The sequence below is a fragment of the Klebsiella sp. SYXHC3 genome, from assembly GCF_057196925.1.
The window spans coordinates 89,955-108,745 of record NZ_JBXUNG010000007.1 but is presented as its reverse complement, the minus strand read 5'-3'; the positions used below and the strand labels follow the sequence as shown (position 1 = coordinate 108,745).

Here is an 18,791-nt window from a genome sequence, read left to right as displayed (position 1 = left end):
TGCCGCTCCATTGTCATTGTGACAATACACATTGTCATAACGACTATTTTAATCATTGTCATTTTGACAGCAACCAAAATCAGAAAAAATTAAAAATAGCTAATTATCAATGAATTAAAAAGTTGGCACGCAACTTGATATAAGCCAATCAACTGAGTTTAAACACACTGTATTGATTGAGGTTGCTATGTCTATTGCGGTTAAAAATAACATTCTTTGGGTTGGCCAACGCGATTGGGAAGTGCGTGATTTCCACGGTACCGAATATAAAACGCTGCGCGGCAGCAGCTACAACAGCTATCTCATCCGCGAAGAGAAAAACGTGCTGATTGATACCGTCGATCATAAATTCAGCCGCGAGTTCGTGCAGAACCTGCGCAGCGAAATCGATCTGGCTGACCTCGACTATATCGTCATTAACCACGCCGAAGAGGACCATGCCGGCGCGCTGACCGAACTGATGATGCAGATCCCGGATACGCCGATTTACTGCACCGCCAACGCCATCGACTCGATCAACGGCCACCATCATCATCCGGAGTGGAACTTCCACGTGGTGAAAACCGGCGATACTCTCGATATCGGTAATGATAAACAGCTGATCTTCGTGGAAACGCCGATGCTGCACTGGCCTGACAGCATGATGACCTACCTGACCGGCGACGCGGTGCTGTTCAGCAACGACGCCTTCGGCCAGCACTACTGCGACGAACACCTGTTCAACGATGAAGTGGACCAGATTGAACTGTACGAACAGTGCCAGCGCTACTACGCCAACATCCTGACGCCCTTCAGCCGCCTGGTGACGCCGAAAATTACCGAAATCCTCGGCTTCAACCTGCCGGTGGATATGATTGCCACCTCCCACGGCGTGGTCTGGCGCGATAACCCGACGCAAATCGTCGAGAAATACCTCGAGTGGGCGGCGGATTACCAGGAAGATCGTATCACCCTCTTCTACGACACCATGTCCAATAACACCCGCATGATGGCGGACGCCATCGCTCAGGGGATCACTGAAGTCGACCCGCGGGTAGCGGTAAAAATCTTCAACGTCGCCCGCAGCGACAAAAACGACATTCTCACCAATGTTTTCCGCTCGAAAGGCGTGCTGGTGGGCACCTCCACCATGAACAACGTGATGATGCCGAAAATCGCCGGGCTGGTGGAAGAGATGACCGGGTTGCGTTTTCGCAATAAACGCGCCAGCGCCTTTGGCTCACACGGCTGGAGCGGCGGCGCGGTAGACCGCCTGTCCACCCGCCTGCAGGATGCCGGTTTTGAGATGTCGCTGAGCCTGAAAGCCAAATGGCGCCCGGATATCGACGCGCTGGAACTGTGCCGCCAACACGGACGCGACATCGCCCGCCAGTGGGCCCTCTCTCCGCTGCCGGTTGCTGAAGCAGCGACAACGCCGGAACCACAGGATTGCGTCTGCGCCGCCGCCGCGGCCGCTGACCTCGGTCCCATGATGCAGTGCAGCGTGTGCCAGTGGGTCTATGACCCGGCGAAAGGCGAACCTAACCAGGATGTACAGCCGGGTACGCCGTGGAATGAAGTGCCGGACAATTTCCTCTGCCCTGAGTGTTCTCTTGGCAAAGATGTCTTTGACGTACTGGCGACGGAGGCAAAATGAGTGATGGCATCGTCATCATCGGCTCGGGCTTCGCGGCCCGCCAGCTGGTGAAAAATATCCGTAAGCAGGATACGCAAATCCCGCTGACGTTAATCGCCGCCGATAGCATGGATGAGTACAACAAACCGGACCTCAGCCATGTCATCAGCCGCGGGCAGAAGGCCGACGATCTGACCCTGCAAAGCGCCGGCGAGTTCGCCGAGCAGTACAATCTGCGTCTGTTTCCCCATACCTGGGTAAGCGATATCGACGCCGAAAACCGGTTAGTGAAGAGCCAGGATAACCAGTGGCGCTACGACAAACTGGTGCTGGCCACCGGCGCGACGCCGTTTATCCCGCCGGTGCCGGGACGCGAGCTGATGCTGACGCTGAACAGCCAGCGCGAATATGGCGCGGCGCAGAGCCAGCTGCACGACGCGAAGCGCGTGCTGATCGTCGGCGGCGGCCTGATTGGCTGTGAACTGGCGATGGATTTCTGCCGCGCCGGTAAAGCGGTAACGGTAGTCGACAATTCAGCCAGCGTGCTGGCGGCGCTGATGCCGCCGGAGGCCAGCAGCCGCCTGCAGCATCGGCTTACCGAGATGGGCGTACATCTGATGCTCAAGGCGCAGCTTGAGGGGTTAGAGCAAACCGCCGACGGCATTCGCGTCAGTCTCGATCGCCAGCGCGCGATAACCGTCGATGCGGTGGTGGCCGCCGCCGGCCTGCGCCCGGAAACGTCGCTGGCGCGCCATGCCGGATTGCAGATTAACCGCGGCGTGGTGGTCAATAATCAACTGCAAACCAGCGACCCGGCGATTTATGCGCTCGGCGACTGTGCGGAAATCAACGGTACGGTACTGCCGTTCCTGCAGCCGATTTTACTCAGCGCCATGTGCCTGAGTAAAAACCTGCTGGCGCAAACGGGCGAGCTCACCTTGCCGCCAATGCTGGTGAAAGTGAAAACGCCGGATCTGCCGCTGCATCTGGCCGGCGACACCCGCCGCGACGATCTGACGTGGAATATCGTGGCCGCCAAAGAGGGGCTGGTGGCGAAAGGCGTGGATGCCGAAAACCAGCTGCGGGCCTTTGTGGTGAGTGAAGACAAAATGAAGGAAGCCTTTGCGCTGCTCAAGCAACTGGTGAGGTGATTACCGTCCAGGCGACCCTGTTTTGCCGGGTGGCGCTACGCTTACCCGGCCTACGGTCCGTGCGGCCTGCCTTTAATTTATTCACCATGCGGGCTGAAACTGCCGCTGTTGGTGGCCTCAAAATCGCTGAGACGTTCCCGGAAGGCCGGGGCACTCTTGGTAGCTCGGCTAAGCGCAGCGCAAGCCGGGAAAATATCCCGGCTAGCGCGCCAGATTATCGTAGCCGCGCCAGCGATAATTAAGCACCGACAGCGCCCAACAAACGACGAACAACCCCACCACCACAAACCCGGCATCGCCGAGGTTATCGTTTAACGCCCCTACCCAGCGCCACACCCCGCCGCTTAGGGCGAACTTATCCATTAACAGCCCCAGCGCCTCCAGGCCGCCGATAAACAGCGCCACCACCACCGAGGTGCCGGTGATGGTCATATTGTAATAGAGCTTGCGCTGCGGCTTGCTGAACGCCCAACCGTAGGCGCCGACCATCAACACATTATCAAGCGTATCCACCAGCGCCATGCCGCTGGCGAACAGCGCCGGGAAGACCATTATCGACCAAATCGAAATGCCGCTCGACGCGCCGGCGGCGGAAATACCCAGCACGCCGATTTCGGTGGCGGTATCAAAGCCGAGACCGAACAAAAAGCCCACCAGATACATCTGCCAGCTGCGGCTTATCAGCCGGAAGGTTTTGCCAAACAGCCAGCTCATCATGCCGCCGCCGCTGACGATTTCGTCGCTGACCTTTTCACCGCGCTTCCACGCCTGGAAGCTGCGCCACACGCTGCGCAAAATCACCAGATTGACCAGCGCCATTGCCAGCAGAAACAGCGCCGATACCGCAGTGCCAATCACGCTGCCGGTATCGTGTAGCCAGCTCATCTGCTGGCTGAAGGCGGTGGCCGTCGCGGCGATCGCCGCCGACGCCAGCACCACGATCGACGAATGCCCTAGCGAGAACCATGCCCCGACGCCAAACGGCCGCCGCCCCTGCTGCATCATTTTGCGGGTGACGTTATCAATCGCCGCAATATGATCGGCGTCGACCGCATGGCGCAGGCCGTAACCCCAGGCCAGCAGACTGGCGGCCATCAATGCCCCGCTGTCGCCAAACGCCTGAAACGCCCATAGCCAGGCCAGGGCGTTCGCGGCGATAAGTCCCAGAACCAGCGCCGCCGCACGCGGCTGTTGGCGTAAAATCATCGTTATCATCTTAAATCCTTTGAGACTGCCAGCGGGCGGCGGCCACCACCGCCTGACCGTAGGCGATCGCGCCATCGCCAGCAGGAAGCTGCTGCGGCAAAAGCAAAGTAAAATCAGAAAGGTAATCACTGAGGCGGGCGGCGAGCAGCTGATTATGCAGTACGCCGCCGCTACAAACGATCGTCTCGATCCCGCGGGAAGCGGCGCGGTCACGCGCCAGCGCCGCCAGCCCGCAGGCCAGCGCATCATGAAAGGCCCAGGCTTTCTGCGCGGGCGTCGCCTGCCAGCGCAACCACTGTCGCCAGAAGGTGGCTAAATCCAGCTCGCCGCCGCGCCAGGGCAGCGTGATCGGATGGCTGACGCCCGGACAGCTGGCGGCCAGCGCCTCCAGCCGACAGGCCGCCTCGCCTTCGTAGCTCAGGCTCTCCGGCGCGCAATCCAGCGCGCAGGCGACGGCATCAAACAGCCGTCCGCAGGAAGAGGCTCGCGGCGAATTAATGCCGCGTTCGATGGCCTGCGCCAACAGCGGCCAGTTTCGCTGCCCCAGCGCGGCGGTTTGCGGGTATGACTGCCAGTCGGGAATAAATGCCAGGCACTGGGCCAACAAATTTCGCCACGGCTGGCGCGCCGCCAGATCGCCGCCCGGCAGCGCGACGGCCGGGAGGCCGCCAAGATGTTCGCATTCGCGGTAGTTCACCCGCAGGCATTCGCCGCCCCACAGCGCGCCGTTTTCCCCCATCCCGATGCCATCAAGGGTCAGGGCAATCACATCGCCGCCGTCGAGCGGCCAGCGGTGTTCCGCCAGGCAAGCCGCCGCGTGGGCATGGTGATGCAGTACCGGCTCGACCGGTAACGACATTGACGCCGCCCACTGTGTCGAGCGATAGCCGGGATGGGCGTCAACCGCCACCCGCTGCGGCGCAAATGCATAAATGCTCTGCATTAACCGCAGCGCACTGCGCCACTGTTGCTCGACGCCCTCCTCGCCGAGATCGCCAAAATGCTGGCTCAGCACCGCCTCGTCGCCGCGCGCCAGACAGAAGGTATTTTTCATATCCGCCCCCAGCGCCAGCAGCGGCGGAATATTATCCAGGCCCGGCGGCAGCGGCAGCGCATCCGGCACGTAGCCTCGGGCGCGGCGCAGCATCTCACCGCTTGAGCGCACCAGCGAATCGTCCATACGCTGCACGATATCGCGATTATGTAGCAGAAAACCGTCGGCGATAGCGGCTAAGTCGGTGAGCGCTTCGTGATTACTCAATGCCGGAGGGCGGCCGCTGAGGTTGCCGGAGGTCATCACTATCGGGCGCGCCAGCGCCTGCAGAAGTAAATGCTGCAGCGGATTAGACGGCAGCATCACCCCGACTTCCGCAAGCCCTGGCGCAATCTCGTCACACAGGCCGGGAACCTGCGCTTTAGCCAGCAATACAATCGGCGCGGCAGGCGAGCGCAGCAGCGTTGCCGCCGCGGCGGGTAACCCCATTGCCGTCGGCAGCATTACCGCCAGCGGTTTTGCCGGGCGCCGTTTACGCGCGCGCAGCGCTGCCACCGCCACGCTATTGCCGGCATCGCAGGCCAGATGAAAACCGCCAATCCCTTTTATCGCCACAATATCGCCTGCCGCCAGCCGCACGATGGCCGCCTGCAGCGCCGCTTCAGCGAATAGCGTTAGCGTTCCCGCCCGCCACTCCAGCTGTGGGCCGCAATCGGCACAGGCCACCGGCTGGGCGTGAAAACGGCGATCGGCAGGCTCCCGGTACTCGGCAGCGCAGCGCGGACACAGCGGGAACGGCGCCATCGCGGTAAAGGGGCGATCGTATGGCATGGCGCGAATAATGGTGAAGCGCGGCCCACAGTGGGTACAGTTGATAAAGGGGTAGCGGTAGCGGCGTTCTTGCGGATCGTTCATCTCCGCCAGGCACGCCGGGCAGGTTGCGGCATCGGGAACAATCTGCGTACGCATACTGCCACCGCCGCTGTGGCGAATGGTGAAATCCTGAGGAAGCCTGTGCCAGTGAAACGGGGTGCAGTCGGTGCTGTCAATGCGCGCCAGCGGCGGGCAGTGACGAGCCAACGCGGCAGAAAAGCCACCGTCGTCGCCGATCAGCCTGACCAGCACGCCGTTGCCGTCGTTACAGACATCGCCGCCGCGCGCCATTTGCCGCGCCAGTTGCCAGACGAAGGGGCGGAAACCCACCCCCTGCACTTTGCCGCGAATGCGGATTTGCACCCCGTTCATGCGGCGTATTACCAGGCCAGCGCCGTACGGCGACGTTTTTCGAGGTTCATCTGCTCAAGCTTGTTGCGGTCGACGCAAACCAGCGCGTGGGTCGGGCAGGCTTCAATGCAGGCCGGACCGCTATCGCGCTGGTGGCACAGGTCGCACTTGTTGGCTTCGGCTTTTTCCGCCATGACGTTCAACCCGGCGCCGCTGTGGCGAACGACCGGGCGCACAACCACTTCCATCGCCCCATACGGGCAGGCCACGACGCAGGTTTTACAGCCGATGCAGCGCTCCTGCATCACGTGGACAAAACCTTTATCACGGCTGATGGCGCCGTTCGGGCAGACGTTGGCGCATGGCGCGTCTTCACATTGACGACAGGCCGTCGCCGTCGACACATTGACGCCTTTGATCACGTGAATACGCGGCAAGAACGACTGCGGCGTCAGCGCGGCGCAATCCTGATTTTCCTGATGAGAGACCACGCAGGCCACTTCACAGGTGCGGCAGCCGATGCATTTGCTCGCATCGGCGATAATGAAACGGTTCATCCATTTCTCCAGCGGAAAGAAGTTAACGCGCCGGATTATGCATAATACGTTCCAACTTTTATTTTATTGAAATATAAGAGAATTAAATTAAACTCCGCTGTCATCGTCACAACTGACGATGACAGATGACGACATCAGGCATGCGGGCCGCGCGCCAACGACTCGCGTTCAATCAGCTCGCCGGGGAAAGTTTGCTGATATTTAAATTCGCCGCCGTCGAGCATAAAGATCAGCCTGTTGATGCTCTCTTTCATCATTTCGGTGACCGGAATTTTAACGCTGGAGAGCGAAGGGATCACATACGGCGCCAGCGCGATGTCATCGAAACCGATCACCGATACCTGCTGCGGCACCGCGATCCCCTGCTGGTGCAGTTGCTTAATCGCGCCGATCGCCATGTCGTCATTACTGGCGACCAGCGCGCTGAAACTGACGCCGCGTTGGCAGAGCGCTTCGACAGCGGCGGCTCCGGTTTGTGGCGTCCAGCGCCCTTCAACGATCAGTTCTTGCCGCACGGGAAGCCCCAGTCCTGCCAGCGCGTCTTTATAACCAGAGAGACGCTCAACCCCGGTAGGCGAATCCAGCGAACCGGTGATAAACGCAATGTCGCGATGCCCGCTGGCAATTAACTTTTCAACCGCCATCCGCGCCGAGGCTTTGTGATCGGACCATACGCAGTGGCTGGCGTGGCGGCGCAGGCGACGGTTCAGCACCACGATCGGCTGCTCATGATTGTCGATTATCTCATCCATCTCATCGACGCTAAGAAAGCGCGGATAGATGATGATCGCATCACAGCGCATATCGAGCAGATACTGAATCGCCTCACGCTCCTCTTGCGCGCTGTGTTTGCCGTCGGCCAGGATCAGCTGCCGCCCCTGATCTTCCGTCAGCCGCGCCACGTGAAACAGCAGCTCGCTGAAATAAACGCCGTGATAAAGGGTGTTGGTTACCACCAGTCCGATAGTCTGGCTTTTTTTAGTCGCCAGATTACGCGCCAGCAGATTCGGCCGATAACCGCTTTCGGCAATTGCCTGAAACACCCGGTCTTTGGTTTCCTGGCTGACATAGCCGTTGCCCGACAGCACCCGCGACACGGTCGCCTTTGATACTCCCGCGCGCTTCGCAACCTCCAGCATCGTTGCCATGGGGTTCTTCCTGTAACTTAAGTTGCCTGCAGTGTACTGCACGTCTCGCCGTTTTTCAGCAGTCGGCATCGCCCTGATGTTGCTCTGCCCCTGCCCACAAAGCGATCAAAATCACAAATTTGCAAAGTGATTTTTTTAGTTCTTGTATGACTCAATGAAACTCATCATGATTTTGTGGAACCGGTTTCCTATGCATATACCGCGCATAGCCGCCGTCAGGCGCTGGCGTGTAATCAGTACCCTATTGATAAAACAGGATAAAATCCGATGTCTAAAAATTATGCAGCCCTGGCGAACCAGATCCTGACGGCGCTCGGCGGCGCAGATAATGTCGTTGCCGTGACCCACTGCATGACCCGCCTGCGCTTCGTGGTGAAAGATAACCAACGCGTGGACGCCCCGGCGCTGAAAGCGCTGCAAGGGGTACTTGGCGTCGTGCGTAGCGATAACCAATGTCAGGTGATCATCGGCAATACCGTCTCGCAGGCGTATCGCGAGGTGCTGAATCTGCTGCCCGGCGAGTTGCGCCCGGCGGAGCCGCAGGGGAAACCGCCGCTGACCTTAAAACGCGTCGGCGCCGGGATCCTTGATGCGCTGATCGGCACCATGTCGCCGCTGATCCCGGCGATTATCGGCGGATCGATGGTCAAACTGCTGGCGATGATCCTGGAGATGAGCGGCGCGTTGCCAAAAGGCTCTCCGACGCTGACCATTCTGACGCTTATCGGCGACGGCGCGTTCTTCTTCCTGCCGCTGATGGTTGCCGCTTCCGCGGCGGTAAAATTCAAAACCAATATGTCGCTGGCTATCGCTATCGCCGGGGTGCTGGTGCATCCGGGATTCATCGAATTAATGGCTAAAGCCGCGCAGGGAGAACACGTTGAGTTCGCCTTCATTCCGGTTACCGCGGTGAAATACACCTACACGGTGATCCCGGCGCTGGTGATGACCTGGTGTCTCTCTTATATCGAACGTTGGGTCGATCGCATCACCCCGGCGGTGACGAAAAACTTCCTTAAACCGATGCTGATCGTGCTGATTGCCGCGCCGCTGGCGATCCTGCTGATTGGCCCGCTCGGTATCTGGATCGGCAGCGCGATCTCCGCGCTGGTGTACACGATCCATAGCTATCTCGGCTGGCTGTCGGTGGCGATCATGGGCGGACTCTGGCCGCTGCTGGTGATGACCGGGATGCACCGCGTCTTTACGCCAACCATCATTCAAACCATCGCTGAAACCGGCAAAGAGGGCATGGTGATGCCATCGGAAATCGGCGCCAACCTGTCGCTGGGCGGATCGTCGCTGGCGGTGGCGTGGAAAACCAAAAACCCGGAGCTACGCCAGACCGCATTAGCGGCGGCGGCATCGGCGATTCTGGCCGGGATTTCCGAACCGGCGCTGTACGGCGTGGCGGTACGTCTGAAACGCCCGCTGGTCGCCAGCTTAATCAGCGGCTTTATTTGCGGCGCGGTGGCAGGAATCGCCGGGCTGGCCAGCCATTCGATGGCGGCACCGGGGCTGTTCACCAGCGTCCAGTTTTTCGATCCGGCCAATCCGATGACTATCGTTTGGGTCTTTGGCGTGATGGCGCTGTCGGTGGTGCTCTCCTTTGTGCTGACGCTGCTGCTCGGTTTTGAAGATATCCCGGTAGAAAATGCCGCTGCCGACGCCAGACAGCGCCAGGGCGCGGCCACTCACGCCTGAACACTTTTTTGAACGCGAGGTAACGCATGTCGAGTTTTCCACACGGATTTTTATGGGGCGGCGCTCTGGCCGCCAACCAGTCTGAAGGCGCTTATCTTGAAGGCGGCAAAGGGCTGACGACCGTTGATACTATTCCGCACGGCACCCATCGCCTGGCGGTGAAGCTGGGTCAGGAGAAGCGATTTACGCTTCGCGAAGACGAATTTTATCCAAGTCACGTGGCGATCGATTTTTACCATCGCTATAAAGAGGATATCGCCCTGATGGCGGAGATGGGGTTTAGCGTCTTCCGCACCTCTATCGCCTGGAGCCGACTGTTCCCGCGCGGCGATGAACAACAGCCAAACCCGGAAGGTATCGCCTTCTATCGTGCGATGTTTGAAGAGTGCAGAAAGTACGGGATCGAACCGCTGGTCACCCTGTGCCACTTTGATGTACCGATGCATCTGGTGACGGAATATGGCTCCTGGCGTAACCGGAAGATGGTCGATTTTTTCAGCCACTATGCGCGCACCTGTTTTGAAGCGTTTGACGGACTGGTGAAATACTGGCTCACCTTCAATGAAATCAACATTATGCTGCATAGTCCCTACTCCGGCGCCGGTCTGGTATTTGAGGAGGGAGAAAATCAGGAACAGGTGAAATACCAGGCCGCACATCACGAGCTGGTGGCCAGCGCGCTGGCGACAAAAATAGCCCATCAGGTTAACCCGCAAAACCAGGTCGGCTGCATGCTGGCGGGCGGTAATTTCTACCCCTATTCCTGTAAGCCGGAAGATGTCTGGATGGCGTTGGAAAAAGATCGTGAAAACCTGTTCTTTATCGATGTGCAGGCACGCGGCGCGTATCCGGTGTGGGCCGCGCGGGTATTCCGCGAGAAAGGCGTCACTATTGCCAAACAGCCGGGCGACGACGAAATCCTCAAAAACACCGTTGATTTTGTCTCCTTTAGCTATTACGCCTCGCGCTGCGCGTCAGCGGAGATGAACGCCAGCAATACCAACGCCGCCAATATCGTCAAGTCGCTGAAGAATCCGTACATTGCGGCCAGCGAATGGGGCTGGGGCATCGATCCGCTCGGCCTGCGCATCACCATGAACATGATGTATGACCGCTATCAGAAACCGCTATTCCTCGTGGAAAACGGGCTCGGCGCGCGCGATGAAATTGACGCCAACGGCGAAATCAACGACGACTACCGCATTAGCTATCTGCGCGAGCATATCAAGGCGATGCACGACGCCATCGATGACGGCATTCCGGTCATCGGCTATACCAGCTGGGGCTGTATCGATTTGGTCTCCGCCTCCACCGGCGAGATGAGCAAGCGCTACGGTTTCGTGTACGTCGATCGCGACGATGCCGGTAACGGCACGCTTGCGCGCAAGCGCAAGAAATCGTTCTGGTGGTATAAGAAGGTCATCGCCAGCAACGGGGCGGATCTGGAATAGCCGGTATTGCCGGGTGGCGGCTTACGCCTTACCCGGCCTACGGTCCATACGGCCTGCCGTTATTTTATTCACCACGCTGGCTGAAACTGCCGGTGTTGGTGGCCTCAAAATCGCTGAGACGTTCCCGGCCTGCCGGGATAAGTCGAAGGAACCACGAAGTGGCGATTTTGGCGGCCAGAGCCCGGGAGTACAGAGGGCGGCGGCGACTGGCCGCCCTCTGTGCGCTCCCTGCGCCATGAGAGCCATAACGCAGAAAAAATATCGGGAGCGCAATGTGCTCTGAATTAACACAAAACACGTGTTTTTCCCGGACCCAAACGGTTGCAAAACGATAACAATATCAACGGTCCGTACCATTTATAGCCCGGCGAAGCATTAGCGCAAGCCGGGGAACGCCTGCTCCTCGGCCGCTTCCAGCGCGGCAAAACCGCCCTGCCCCTGCCAGCCATCAAGCCGCGCATATAACGTCGCGACGGCATCCTTAACAGGCTGAGTCATCGGGTAATAGAAACCGACTATATCGGGCTGAATGCCCACAAAAATCACCTCGCCAACATCCTCTTTTAACTGATCGATAAGATAGTTAAGCGGCATATTGTGGGTGGTCATCATAAACATCTCGGCGATATCTTCCGGGTCAACAATGCGGATTTCGCCGGGGTTGAGCCCCATATCGGTCGCATCGACAATCAGTAGCCGGGTCGGGCGCAGCTCGCGAATGGCGACGATATCGTTTTCCGGCGCGCTGCCGCCGTCAATCACCACCCAGCCGCCGACCGGATTGTCCGCGCACATCTCCGCCAGCAACGGGCCTGCGCCGTCATCGCCCATCATGCTGTTGCCGACACACAGTAAAACGTCAGTCACGTAGTCTCCTCACCATCAGATAGATGGCGCTTTCCTGGTGAATATCGTGCAGCATGCTGAGCAGGGTTTTACTCCACGCCTGCTGCTGCGGGGTCTGCGCGGGCTGCGCTTTATCAAAGGCGTTAGCCAGCATCGCCACGTGATTGCTGTCGATAACGATCTCGCCATACTTCGGTACGCCTTCCATTTTGCGCCGCGCGGCGCTGCCCGCTTCCAGCGTACCGATCCACGCCAGATAGTCCTCCCACGGGCAGCTTAACGCCGCCTCCAGGCAGTCAATGACGCCGAGGTGGTGGCCAATCGCCAGGCTGTAATAGACCACCTGCTGCGCCTGATCCGGCGTCGCGTCGTTCTCATCAATAAATTTACGGCTCAGCTGACTGAACACCACCGTCTCGCTCATCGGATACGCGCCCCCTCGACCACCTGATTCAGGTGCGTGACGATCTCGGTCAGACGCGGATCTTTCTCCGCCTCCAGCCAGCGCAGTACCTGGTTATCGCCCTGCCCCAGTAGACGCATATAGTCGTCGGCGATCTGGCGGCCATAGCGATAGCCGGCCAGACGGCGCGCTTCGCGATCGATACGCACCCGCAGCGGCTGCACCATGTTGGGATGCAGCAATTCGGTTGGCTGGTCGTCAAGCTCGCCCGGCTGGCGGGCATGGATTTTTTGCTCCAGCAGACCAAGCGCCATCGCAAAACCGTACAGCGTGGCGGCAGGCGTCGGCGGACAGCCCGGAATATAGACATCGACCGGCACGATTTTGTCGGTGCCGCCCCATACGCAATACAGATCGTGGAAGATACCGCCGCTGTTGCCGCAGGCGCCGTAAGAGATGCAGATTTTCGGATCCGGCGCCGATTGCCAGGCGCGCAGCGCCGGCGAACGCATCGCGCGGGTCACCGCGCCGGTAAACAGCAGAATATCGGCATGGCGCGGCGACGGCACTACTTTAATCCCGAAGCGTTCGGCATCGAAAAGCGGCGAAAGGGTGGCGAAAATCTCGATTTCGCAGCCGTTACAGCCGCCGCAGTCGACGCGGTAAACGTAGGCGGAACGTTTGATTTTTTTCAGCAGCGAGGCCTTCATGCTGGCGATGGATTCATCCACCGACATCGGCAGCGGAATGCCGTTTTCATCGCGCGGGCCTAATAAATTGCTCATCAGCTGGCCTCCCTCATGTGGCGAGTCAGTTCAATACGATCGGATGGCACCAGGCATTTCTGACGCTTGCATTCCGGGCAGGTCTCAAAACTTTCGCGATGCAGTTCGGCGCGGGTATCGCCGTTGTGCTTAAGCAGCGCGATAGCGTAGTCGATCTCTTTTTGTACCGCGAAAGGCCGTTCGCAGACCCGACAGTGACAGATGGCAAAGCGCGACTGCTGGAGGAAATCCTCTTTTTTCCACACCGCCAGTTCATACTCCTGCGACAGCTTAATCGCCGCCGTCGGGCAAACTTCTTCACAGCGGCCGCAGAAAATGCAGCGTCCGAGGTTGAACTGCCACGCCAGCTGGTTAGTCGCCAGATCGGTCTCTACCGTCAGGGCGTTAGACGGACAGGCATTCACGCAGGCCGCACAGCCGATGCACTGCTGAGGATTGTGTTCCGGTTTGCCGCGGAAGTTTTTATCCACCGGCATCGGCTCCAGCGGATAGGAGTGGGTTGCGGTGCCGGTCTTGATGACTTTTTTGATAAAGGTAAACATGGCGATTCCTTATTTCAGCGGCGAGTTTTTACGCTCGATGCTGTAGCGCTCCAGCTCTTTGTACGGCACCACTTTGCTTTTCTTCTTACGTACATCGACCACCGTCATGCGGTCGGTACAGGAGTAGCAAGGGTCGAGGCTGCCAATAATCAGTGGCGCGTCGGAGACGGTGTTGCCTCGCAGCATATAGCGCAGGGTCGGCCAGTTGGCGTAGGTCGCCGCACGGCAGCGCCAGCGGTACAGCTTTTGGTTGTCGCCGGTCATGCTCCAGTGGATATCGTCGCCGCGCGGCGCTTCCGAGAAGCCCAGCGCGAAGCGGTGCGGAATATAGGTGAAGCCATCCACCATCAGCGGGCCGCCGGGCAGATTGTCGAGACCGAAATCAATCATATTCAGCGCGGTATAAACTTCGTTGATACGCACCTTGAGGCGGGAAATCACGTCGCAGCCCTGCTCGCTGTGAACTTCCATCGGCAGCAGACCGTAACCAACGAACGGGTGATCGGCGCGAGTATCGCGGGCGTGGCCGCTGGCGCGGACCATCGGGCCGACGTTACTGAAGTCGCGGGCGATTTCTGGATCCAGACGGCCAATACCGACGGTGCGCTGTTCCATGTTCGGCGTGCTGAGCAACATATCCACCAGCTCCTGCACATCGCGGCGCATCTGCTGCGCCAGCTGGCGGGTCTGGATCATGTCCTCTTTCAGCAGATCGCGGCGAATCCCGCCGATCAGGTTCATACCGTAGGTTTTACGCGCGCCCGTGAGGATCTCCGCCATCTTCATTGAGGTTTCGCGCACGCGGAAGAACTGCATAAAACCGGAGTCAAAACCGGTGAAGTGGCAGGCCAGGCCAAGGTTCAGCAGGTGCGAGTGCAGGCGTTCTACTTCCAGCAGAATGGCGCGGATCATCTGCGCGCGCTCCGGCACCACGATGCCCATCGCGTTTTCCACCGAGGTGGTATAGGCGGTACTGTGGGCGAAGCCGCAGATGCCGCATACCCGGTCCGACAGGAACGTCACTTCGTTGTAGCCCATGCGGGTTTCCGCCAGCTTTTCCATGCCGCGGTGGACATAGAACAGGCGGTAATCGGCGTCGATAATGTTCTCGCCGTCGACAAACAGACGGAAGTGTCCAGGCTCATCGGAGGTGACGTGCAGCGGGCCAATCGGCACCACGTTGTTTTTCTTACTGCCGAGCTCGTTAATGAACTCGTAGGTCTCCGCGTCGGTGGTCGGCGCCGGGCGCTGGCGGTAGTCCATGCTGTCTTTACGCAGCGGATAGAGTTCATCCGGCCAGTCATCCGGCAGCACCAGGCGGCGCTCGTCCGGCAAGCCCACCGGCACCAGACCGTACATATCGCGTACTTCGCGTTCACCCCATACCGCCGCCGGCACGCGCGGGGTCACCGACGGATATTCCGGTTTGTTAGCGTCGACTTCCACGCGCACGGTGATCCAGCATTTAGTGCCCTGCTCCATCGACAGCACGTAGTAAACCGCGTAGTGGCCGTTCAACTTACGTTCGTCGTTGCCGAACAGTACCGACAGCCAGCCCCCCTGCTTGTAGTACAGGAACTCGACCACTTCCGGCAGGTAGTTAACCTTCACGGTGACGGTAAGCTGATCTTTGGTCTGCCAGGCTTCATCCAGCACCACGCCAGGAAAGGCCTGGTGCAGCGCCGCAAGATAGTGTTGACCGATTTTTTCTTCAGACATGCTCAAATTCTCTTAATCACGCCACCAGCAAGGAGACGAAAGCTAAAAAGGCGAAACCAAACCCGGCCCAGGTAACGCGGGAGGTGGCACAAAAGCGCAGACGCGCCATGCTGTTTTCGAACAGCGCGATAATCAGCACTCCCGCCACCAGCTTGACGATGGCGACCACCAGCGCCAGCAGCAGGCCTGGCGCGCTAAAACTGGTCATCTGTCCCCACGGGATAAATACGCCGACGAACATCTGCAGCACCACCAGCTGTTTCAGGCTGATGCCCCACTTCAGCACCGCGAAACCGCTGCCGCTGTACTCGGAAAGCGGCCCTTCCTGCAGTTCCTGTTCGGCCTCGGCTAAATCGAACGGCAGCTTGCCCATTTCGATAAAGGTGGCGAAAGCGCAGGCGCACAGCGCCAGGATCAGCGGGATGCTGCGCTCGGCGGGCCAGTGGTAAACGGTATCGGTAATCGCGCTAATATGGGTGGAGCCGGCAACCTGCGCCGCGACCCACAGCCCAAGCAGCAGGATCGGTTCGACCAGCACGCCGAGCATCGCTTCACGACTGCTGCCGATGGCGGTGAACGGACTGCCGGTATCCAGGCCGGAAATGGCGAAGAAGAAGCGGGCGATGGCGAACAGATAGATAAGCGTAATCAGGTCGCCCAGCCCCGGCAGCGGTGAATCTACGGTCACCACCGGCAGCGCGGCGGCGATGGTCAGCATCACGCCAACCATCACAAACGGCGTCAGGCGGAATACCCAGCCGGAAGCGTCCGGGCCCACGCTCTGGCGACCCAGCAGTTTCAGGATATCCCGATACTCCTGCAGTACCCCCGGCCCGCGGCGGTTATGCAGGCGCGCGCGGGTAACGCGGGTCAGGCCGGACAGCAGCGGCGCGACGGCAAACAGTACCAGCGCCTGTATTAATGCAACGAATAGGTTCACTCTCAGGCTCCTCGCGAAATCACAATCACCACCAGTACCGCCAGTTCGATCAGCGCCACGCCGCGCAGCAAGGCGGGCGCGGCGGCATTCTGCCAGCCGGGCACCAGCCGTACCGGATTCAACCAGTGACGCAGCTTCAGCAGCGGCGCAAAGGCTTCTTTCACCGGCATGGCGAAGCCGTGGGCGGTGACCACCATCGCTTGTTCATGGTCGTAGCCGCAGACCCACGCCGCGCCGCGCGAGCGCGCCGGCAGGCGGTCGCCTTTGAAGAAGATCATCAGCAGGAACGGCAGCAGCGGACAGGCAATCAGCAGAATGGCGATCAGCGGCTGCGACACGACGCTTGTGGCCTGCGCAGGAACCGGAATAACGTGGCCGACCAGCGGCAACAACCATGGCGCCGCCACGCCGCCGATGACGCAGCACGCGGCGGCCAGCACCACGCTTAAGGTCATCAGCCAGGGCGCGCAGGTGGCGTTTTCCGCCTCTTTACTGCGCGGCGCGCCGAGGAAGGTGACGCCGTAGACTTTGGCCATACACATCACCGCCAGCGCCCCGGTAATCGCCAGGCCAACCGCCAGCAGCGGCCCCAGCAGACGGCCGATAAACACCTCGCCGGTGCTCAGCTTGAAGAAGGATTGATAGATAACCCATTCGCCGGCAAAGCCGTTCAGCGGCGGCAGCGCGGCCATCGCCATCAGCCCCACCAGCATGGCGAGTGAAATCAGCGGCATTTTTTTACCGATGCCGCCCAGCTTCTCGATATCGCGATGCCCGGTACGGAACCACACCGCCCCCGCACCAAGGAACAGCGTGGTTTTGAACAGGCTGTGGTTGATCAGGTGGTACATGCCGCCGATAAAGCCCAGCACCATCAGCGCATTATTGCCGGTAGCAATACCGGTGACGAACGCGCCGAGGCCAAGCAGAATAATGCCGATGTTTTCCAGGGTGTGGTAAGCCAGCAGGCGCTGGATATTATGTTCCATCAGCGCGTACAGCCCGCCGATAAAGGCGGTAATCATTCCCAACACCAGCAGCAGCACGCCCCACCACAGCGGTGGCACGCTACCGGCCAGCGACACGGTCAAGATGCCGTACAGACCGACCTTCATCACCACTGTAGAAAACAGCGCGGCGGCCGGGGCGCTGGCGCCCGCATGCGCCTGCGGCGCCCAGCCGTGCAGCGGGATCACCCCTGCGAGCAGGGCAAAACCGAGCAGACCCGGCAGCCACAGCGCCATGTTCTGCGGCGCGCCAGCGGCCAACTGGCTAATCGCCGCCAGATCGAGAGTGCCGTAGAACGACCACACCAGCCAGCAGGTCCACGCCAGCAGCAGGGTACCGAGACGCCCCAGCGCAAACCACAGTTTGCCGGACTGCGCGCAGCCGGTAAGGAACGCGGCGCACAGCGCCATGATTTCCGCCATCACCACCAGACTGCCAAAGTTAGTCACCACCACCGCGCAGGTGGCGGCAGCCAGCAGCAGATTAACCAGCAGGCCGTTGGATTTGACCTGCGGATGACGATGCCAGGAAATGTTAAACAGCGAAATCGGCAGCGCCGACAGGCCGATAGCCAACAGCCACAGAGCGTTAATCCCGCCCACCCGCATCGCCAGATGCAGATACTGCAGCATGCCGCCGTTGATCCGCTCCGGCGCGATCAGCGCCGAAAAGCCAGCGACGATTAACATCGCGCTGGCAACCGCGCCGCCGATCCCGGCAATCGCGCCGCTCAGCGGTTTACGCAGACTAAATAAAAACGCCAGCACCGCGCTGGCGGTATACCAGGCAACCGCCTGATTCACTAATGCAACCACGCTCATTTCACGCCCCCTTGTTGCGCCTGAAACAGCGACAAATCGCCGAGGTCGGTATTAAAGGTCAGTTCACGCTTACGCTTGCTGGACTTAGCTATGTCGCGAATATCCACCAGCACTAAGGCTTTGGTCGGACAGGTCCGCACGCACGCCGGGCCCTGCTCATCAAAGTGGCAGAGGTCGCATTTCACGGCGATAGCGCGAACGCCAGGCACCCAATCGAGCAGCGAGCTGACGCGGGCCGGAGCCGGCGGCGCGGCGGGCGCCATCGGCGTGTTAGCGTTGGCGGGAATATCCAACGGGCGGCTGCCGGAGAATTCAATCGCGCCGAACGGGCAGGCGATGCCGCACAGTTTGCAGCTCACGCACAGGCTTTCATTCAGCTGTACCGCGCCGTCAACGCGAGTAATGGCGTTGACCGGACACACCGCGGCGCAAGGCGCGTCTTCACAGTGGTGGCACATCTGCGGCGCAGACTCTTTTTCATTACGCATGACCTGCAGGCGCGGCATACTTTGCAGGCCATACTGGCGGTGCGTCTCGGAACAGGCGGCTTCGCAGGTGCGGCAGCCGATACAGACGCTGGAATCAGCAATTACAAAACGGTTCACCGGGTCATCCTCGGGTGAAAGTCACTTTTGACGAAATCAGGCCGCGCAGGTGTCGGTTTCGACACTTGTCGA

The 18,791-nt window shown here is 59.8% G+C and carries 16 protein-coding genes; 4 read left to right on the top strand and 12 right to left on the bottom strand.

Going from position 1 to position 18,791, the window contains the following annotated elements; genetic code table 11:
* Positions 1-187 precede the first annotated feature (187 nt).
* Positions 188-1,636 carry an anaerobic nitric oxide reductase flavorubredoxin gene (gene norV, locus AC2CGP_RS17545; protein ID WP_063421828.1) on the top strand — a complete coding sequence of 483 codons (1,449 nt, stop codon included), beginning with the start codon at positions 188-190 and terminating at the stop codon, positions 1,634-1,636.
* Positions 1,633-2,766, top strand: a complete 1,134-nt coding sequence (norW, locus tag AC2CGP_RS17540; protein WP_032712394.1) for an NADH:flavorubredoxin reductase NorW — start codon at positions 1,633-1,635, stop codon at positions 2,764-2,766. The genes norV and norW overlap by 4 nt, the downstream gene beginning before the upstream one ends.
* Before the next feature lie 201 nt (positions 2,767-2,967).
* Here norW and AC2CGP_RS17535 read toward each other — a convergent pair whose 3' ends face one another.
* The 4 genes from AC2CGP_RS17535 to AC2CGP_RS17520 all read right to left on the bottom strand — a co-directional run bounded on the left by AC2CGP_RS17535 (position 2,968) and on the right by AC2CGP_RS17520 (position 7,895).
* Positions 2,968-3,981, bottom strand: coding sequence for a HoxN/HupN/NixA family nickel/cobalt transporter (locus AC2CGP_RS17535; RefSeq protein WP_032723253.1), 1,014 nt, complete (start codon positions 3,979-3,981; stop codon positions 2,968-2,970).
* 1 nt (position 3,982) lies between these two features.
* Positions 3,983-6,211, bottom strand: coding sequence for a carbamoyltransferase HypF (hypF, locus tag AC2CGP_RS17530; RefSeq protein ID WP_475702459.1), 2,229 nt, complete (start codon positions 6,209-6,211; stop codon positions 3,983-3,985).
* A gap of 8 nt (positions 6,212-6,219) precedes the next feature.
* On the bottom strand, positions 6,220-6,747 hold the full coding sequence (gene hydN / locus AC2CGP_RS17525; protein WP_015370036.1) for an electron transport protein HydN: 528 nt from the start codon (positions 6,745-6,747) through the stop codon (positions 6,220-6,222).
* A gap of 134 nt (positions 6,748-6,881) precedes the next feature.
* Positions 6,882-7,895, bottom strand: a complete 1,014-nt coding sequence (locus tag AC2CGP_RS17520; protein ID WP_015370035.1) for a LacI family DNA-binding transcriptional regulator — start codon at positions 7,893-7,895, stop codon at positions 6,882-6,884.
* A 267-nt stretch (positions 7,896-8,162) separates the two neighbouring features.
* On the opposite strand from AC2CGP_RS17520, the gene ascF reads away from it, so the two are divergent.
* Both ascF and AC2CGP_RS17510 read left to right on the top strand, forming a co-directional pair.
* A complete protein-coding gene (ascF, locus tag AC2CGP_RS17515) occupies positions 8,163-9,599 on the top strand; it encodes a PTS cellobiose/arbutin/salicin transporter subunit IIBC (protein WP_015703257.1) in 1,437 nt (478 codons plus the stop codon).
* Positions 9,600-9,625: 26 nt separating this feature from the next.
* Positions 9,626-11,050 carry a 6-phospho-beta-glucosidase gene (locus AC2CGP_RS17510; protein WP_163312561.1) on the top strand — a complete coding sequence of 475 codons (1,425 nt, stop codon included), beginning with the start codon at positions 9,626-9,628 and terminating at the stop codon, positions 11,048-11,050.
* Positions 11,051-11,425: 375 nt separating this feature from the next.
* Here AC2CGP_RS17510 and hycI read toward each other — a convergent pair whose 3' ends face one another.
* From hycI to AC2CGP_RS17470, 8 genes are read right to left on the bottom strand one after another with little or no spacing between them, the layout of a single operon-like run.
* The gene (hycI, locus tag AC2CGP_RS17505; RefSeq protein ID WP_047053759.1) at positions 11,426-11,917 is read right to left on the bottom strand and encodes a hydrogenase maturation peptidase HycI; all 492 of its coding nucleotides are present in this window, start codon (positions 11,915-11,917) and stop codon (positions 11,426-11,428) included.
* Positions 11,910-12,320 (bottom strand): formate hydrogenlyase maturation HycH family protein, encoded by a 411-nt coding sequence (locus AC2CGP_RS17500; RefSeq protein ID WP_047053758.1) that lies wholly within the window; start codon positions 12,318-12,320, stop codon positions 11,910-11,912. The genes hycI and AC2CGP_RS17500 overlap by 8 nt, the downstream gene beginning before the upstream one ends.
* Positions 12,317-13,084 carry an NADH-quinone oxidoreductase subunit B family protein gene (locus tag AC2CGP_RS17495; protein ID WP_015703259.1) on the bottom strand — a complete coding sequence of 256 codons (768 nt, stop codon included), beginning with the start codon at positions 13,082-13,084 and terminating at the stop codon, positions 12,317-12,319. The genes AC2CGP_RS17500 and AC2CGP_RS17495 overlap by 4 nt, the downstream gene beginning before the upstream one ends.
* Complete coding sequence (locus tag AC2CGP_RS17490; protein WP_015370029.1) at positions 13,084-13,626, bottom strand: formate hydrogenlyase complex iron-sulfur subunit; 543 nt, start codon at positions 13,624-13,626, stop codon at positions 13,084-13,086. The genes AC2CGP_RS17495 and AC2CGP_RS17490 overlap by 1 nt, the downstream gene beginning before the upstream one ends.
* A 9-nt stretch (positions 13,627-13,635) precedes the next feature.
* A complete protein-coding gene (hycE, locus tag AC2CGP_RS17485) occupies positions 13,636-15,345 on the bottom strand; it encodes a formate hydrogenlyase subunit HycE (protein ID WP_015370028.1) in 1,710 nt (569 codons plus the stop codon).
* Between the two features lie 16 nt (positions 15,346-15,361).
* Positions 15,362-16,285: a respiratory chain complex I subunit 1 family protein gene (locus AC2CGP_RS17480; protein WP_047040588.1), complete on the bottom strand. Its 924-nt coding sequence runs from the start codon at positions 16,283-16,285 to the stop codon at positions 15,362-15,364.
* A 2-nt stretch (positions 16,286-16,287) separates the two neighbouring features.
* On the bottom strand, positions 16,288-18,114 hold the full coding sequence (hycC, locus tag AC2CGP_RS17475) for a formate hydrogenlyase subunit 3 (protein WP_015703261.1): 1,827 nt from the start codon (positions 18,112-18,114) through the stop codon (positions 16,288-16,290).
* Entirely contained in the window at positions 18,111-18,719 is a 609-nt protein-coding gene (locus AC2CGP_RS17470; protein WP_015370025.1) for a 4Fe-4S dicluster domain-containing protein, read from the bottom strand. The genes hycC and AC2CGP_RS17470 overlap by 4 nt, the downstream gene beginning before the upstream one ends.
* Positions 18,720-18,791: the final 72 nt, after the last annotated feature.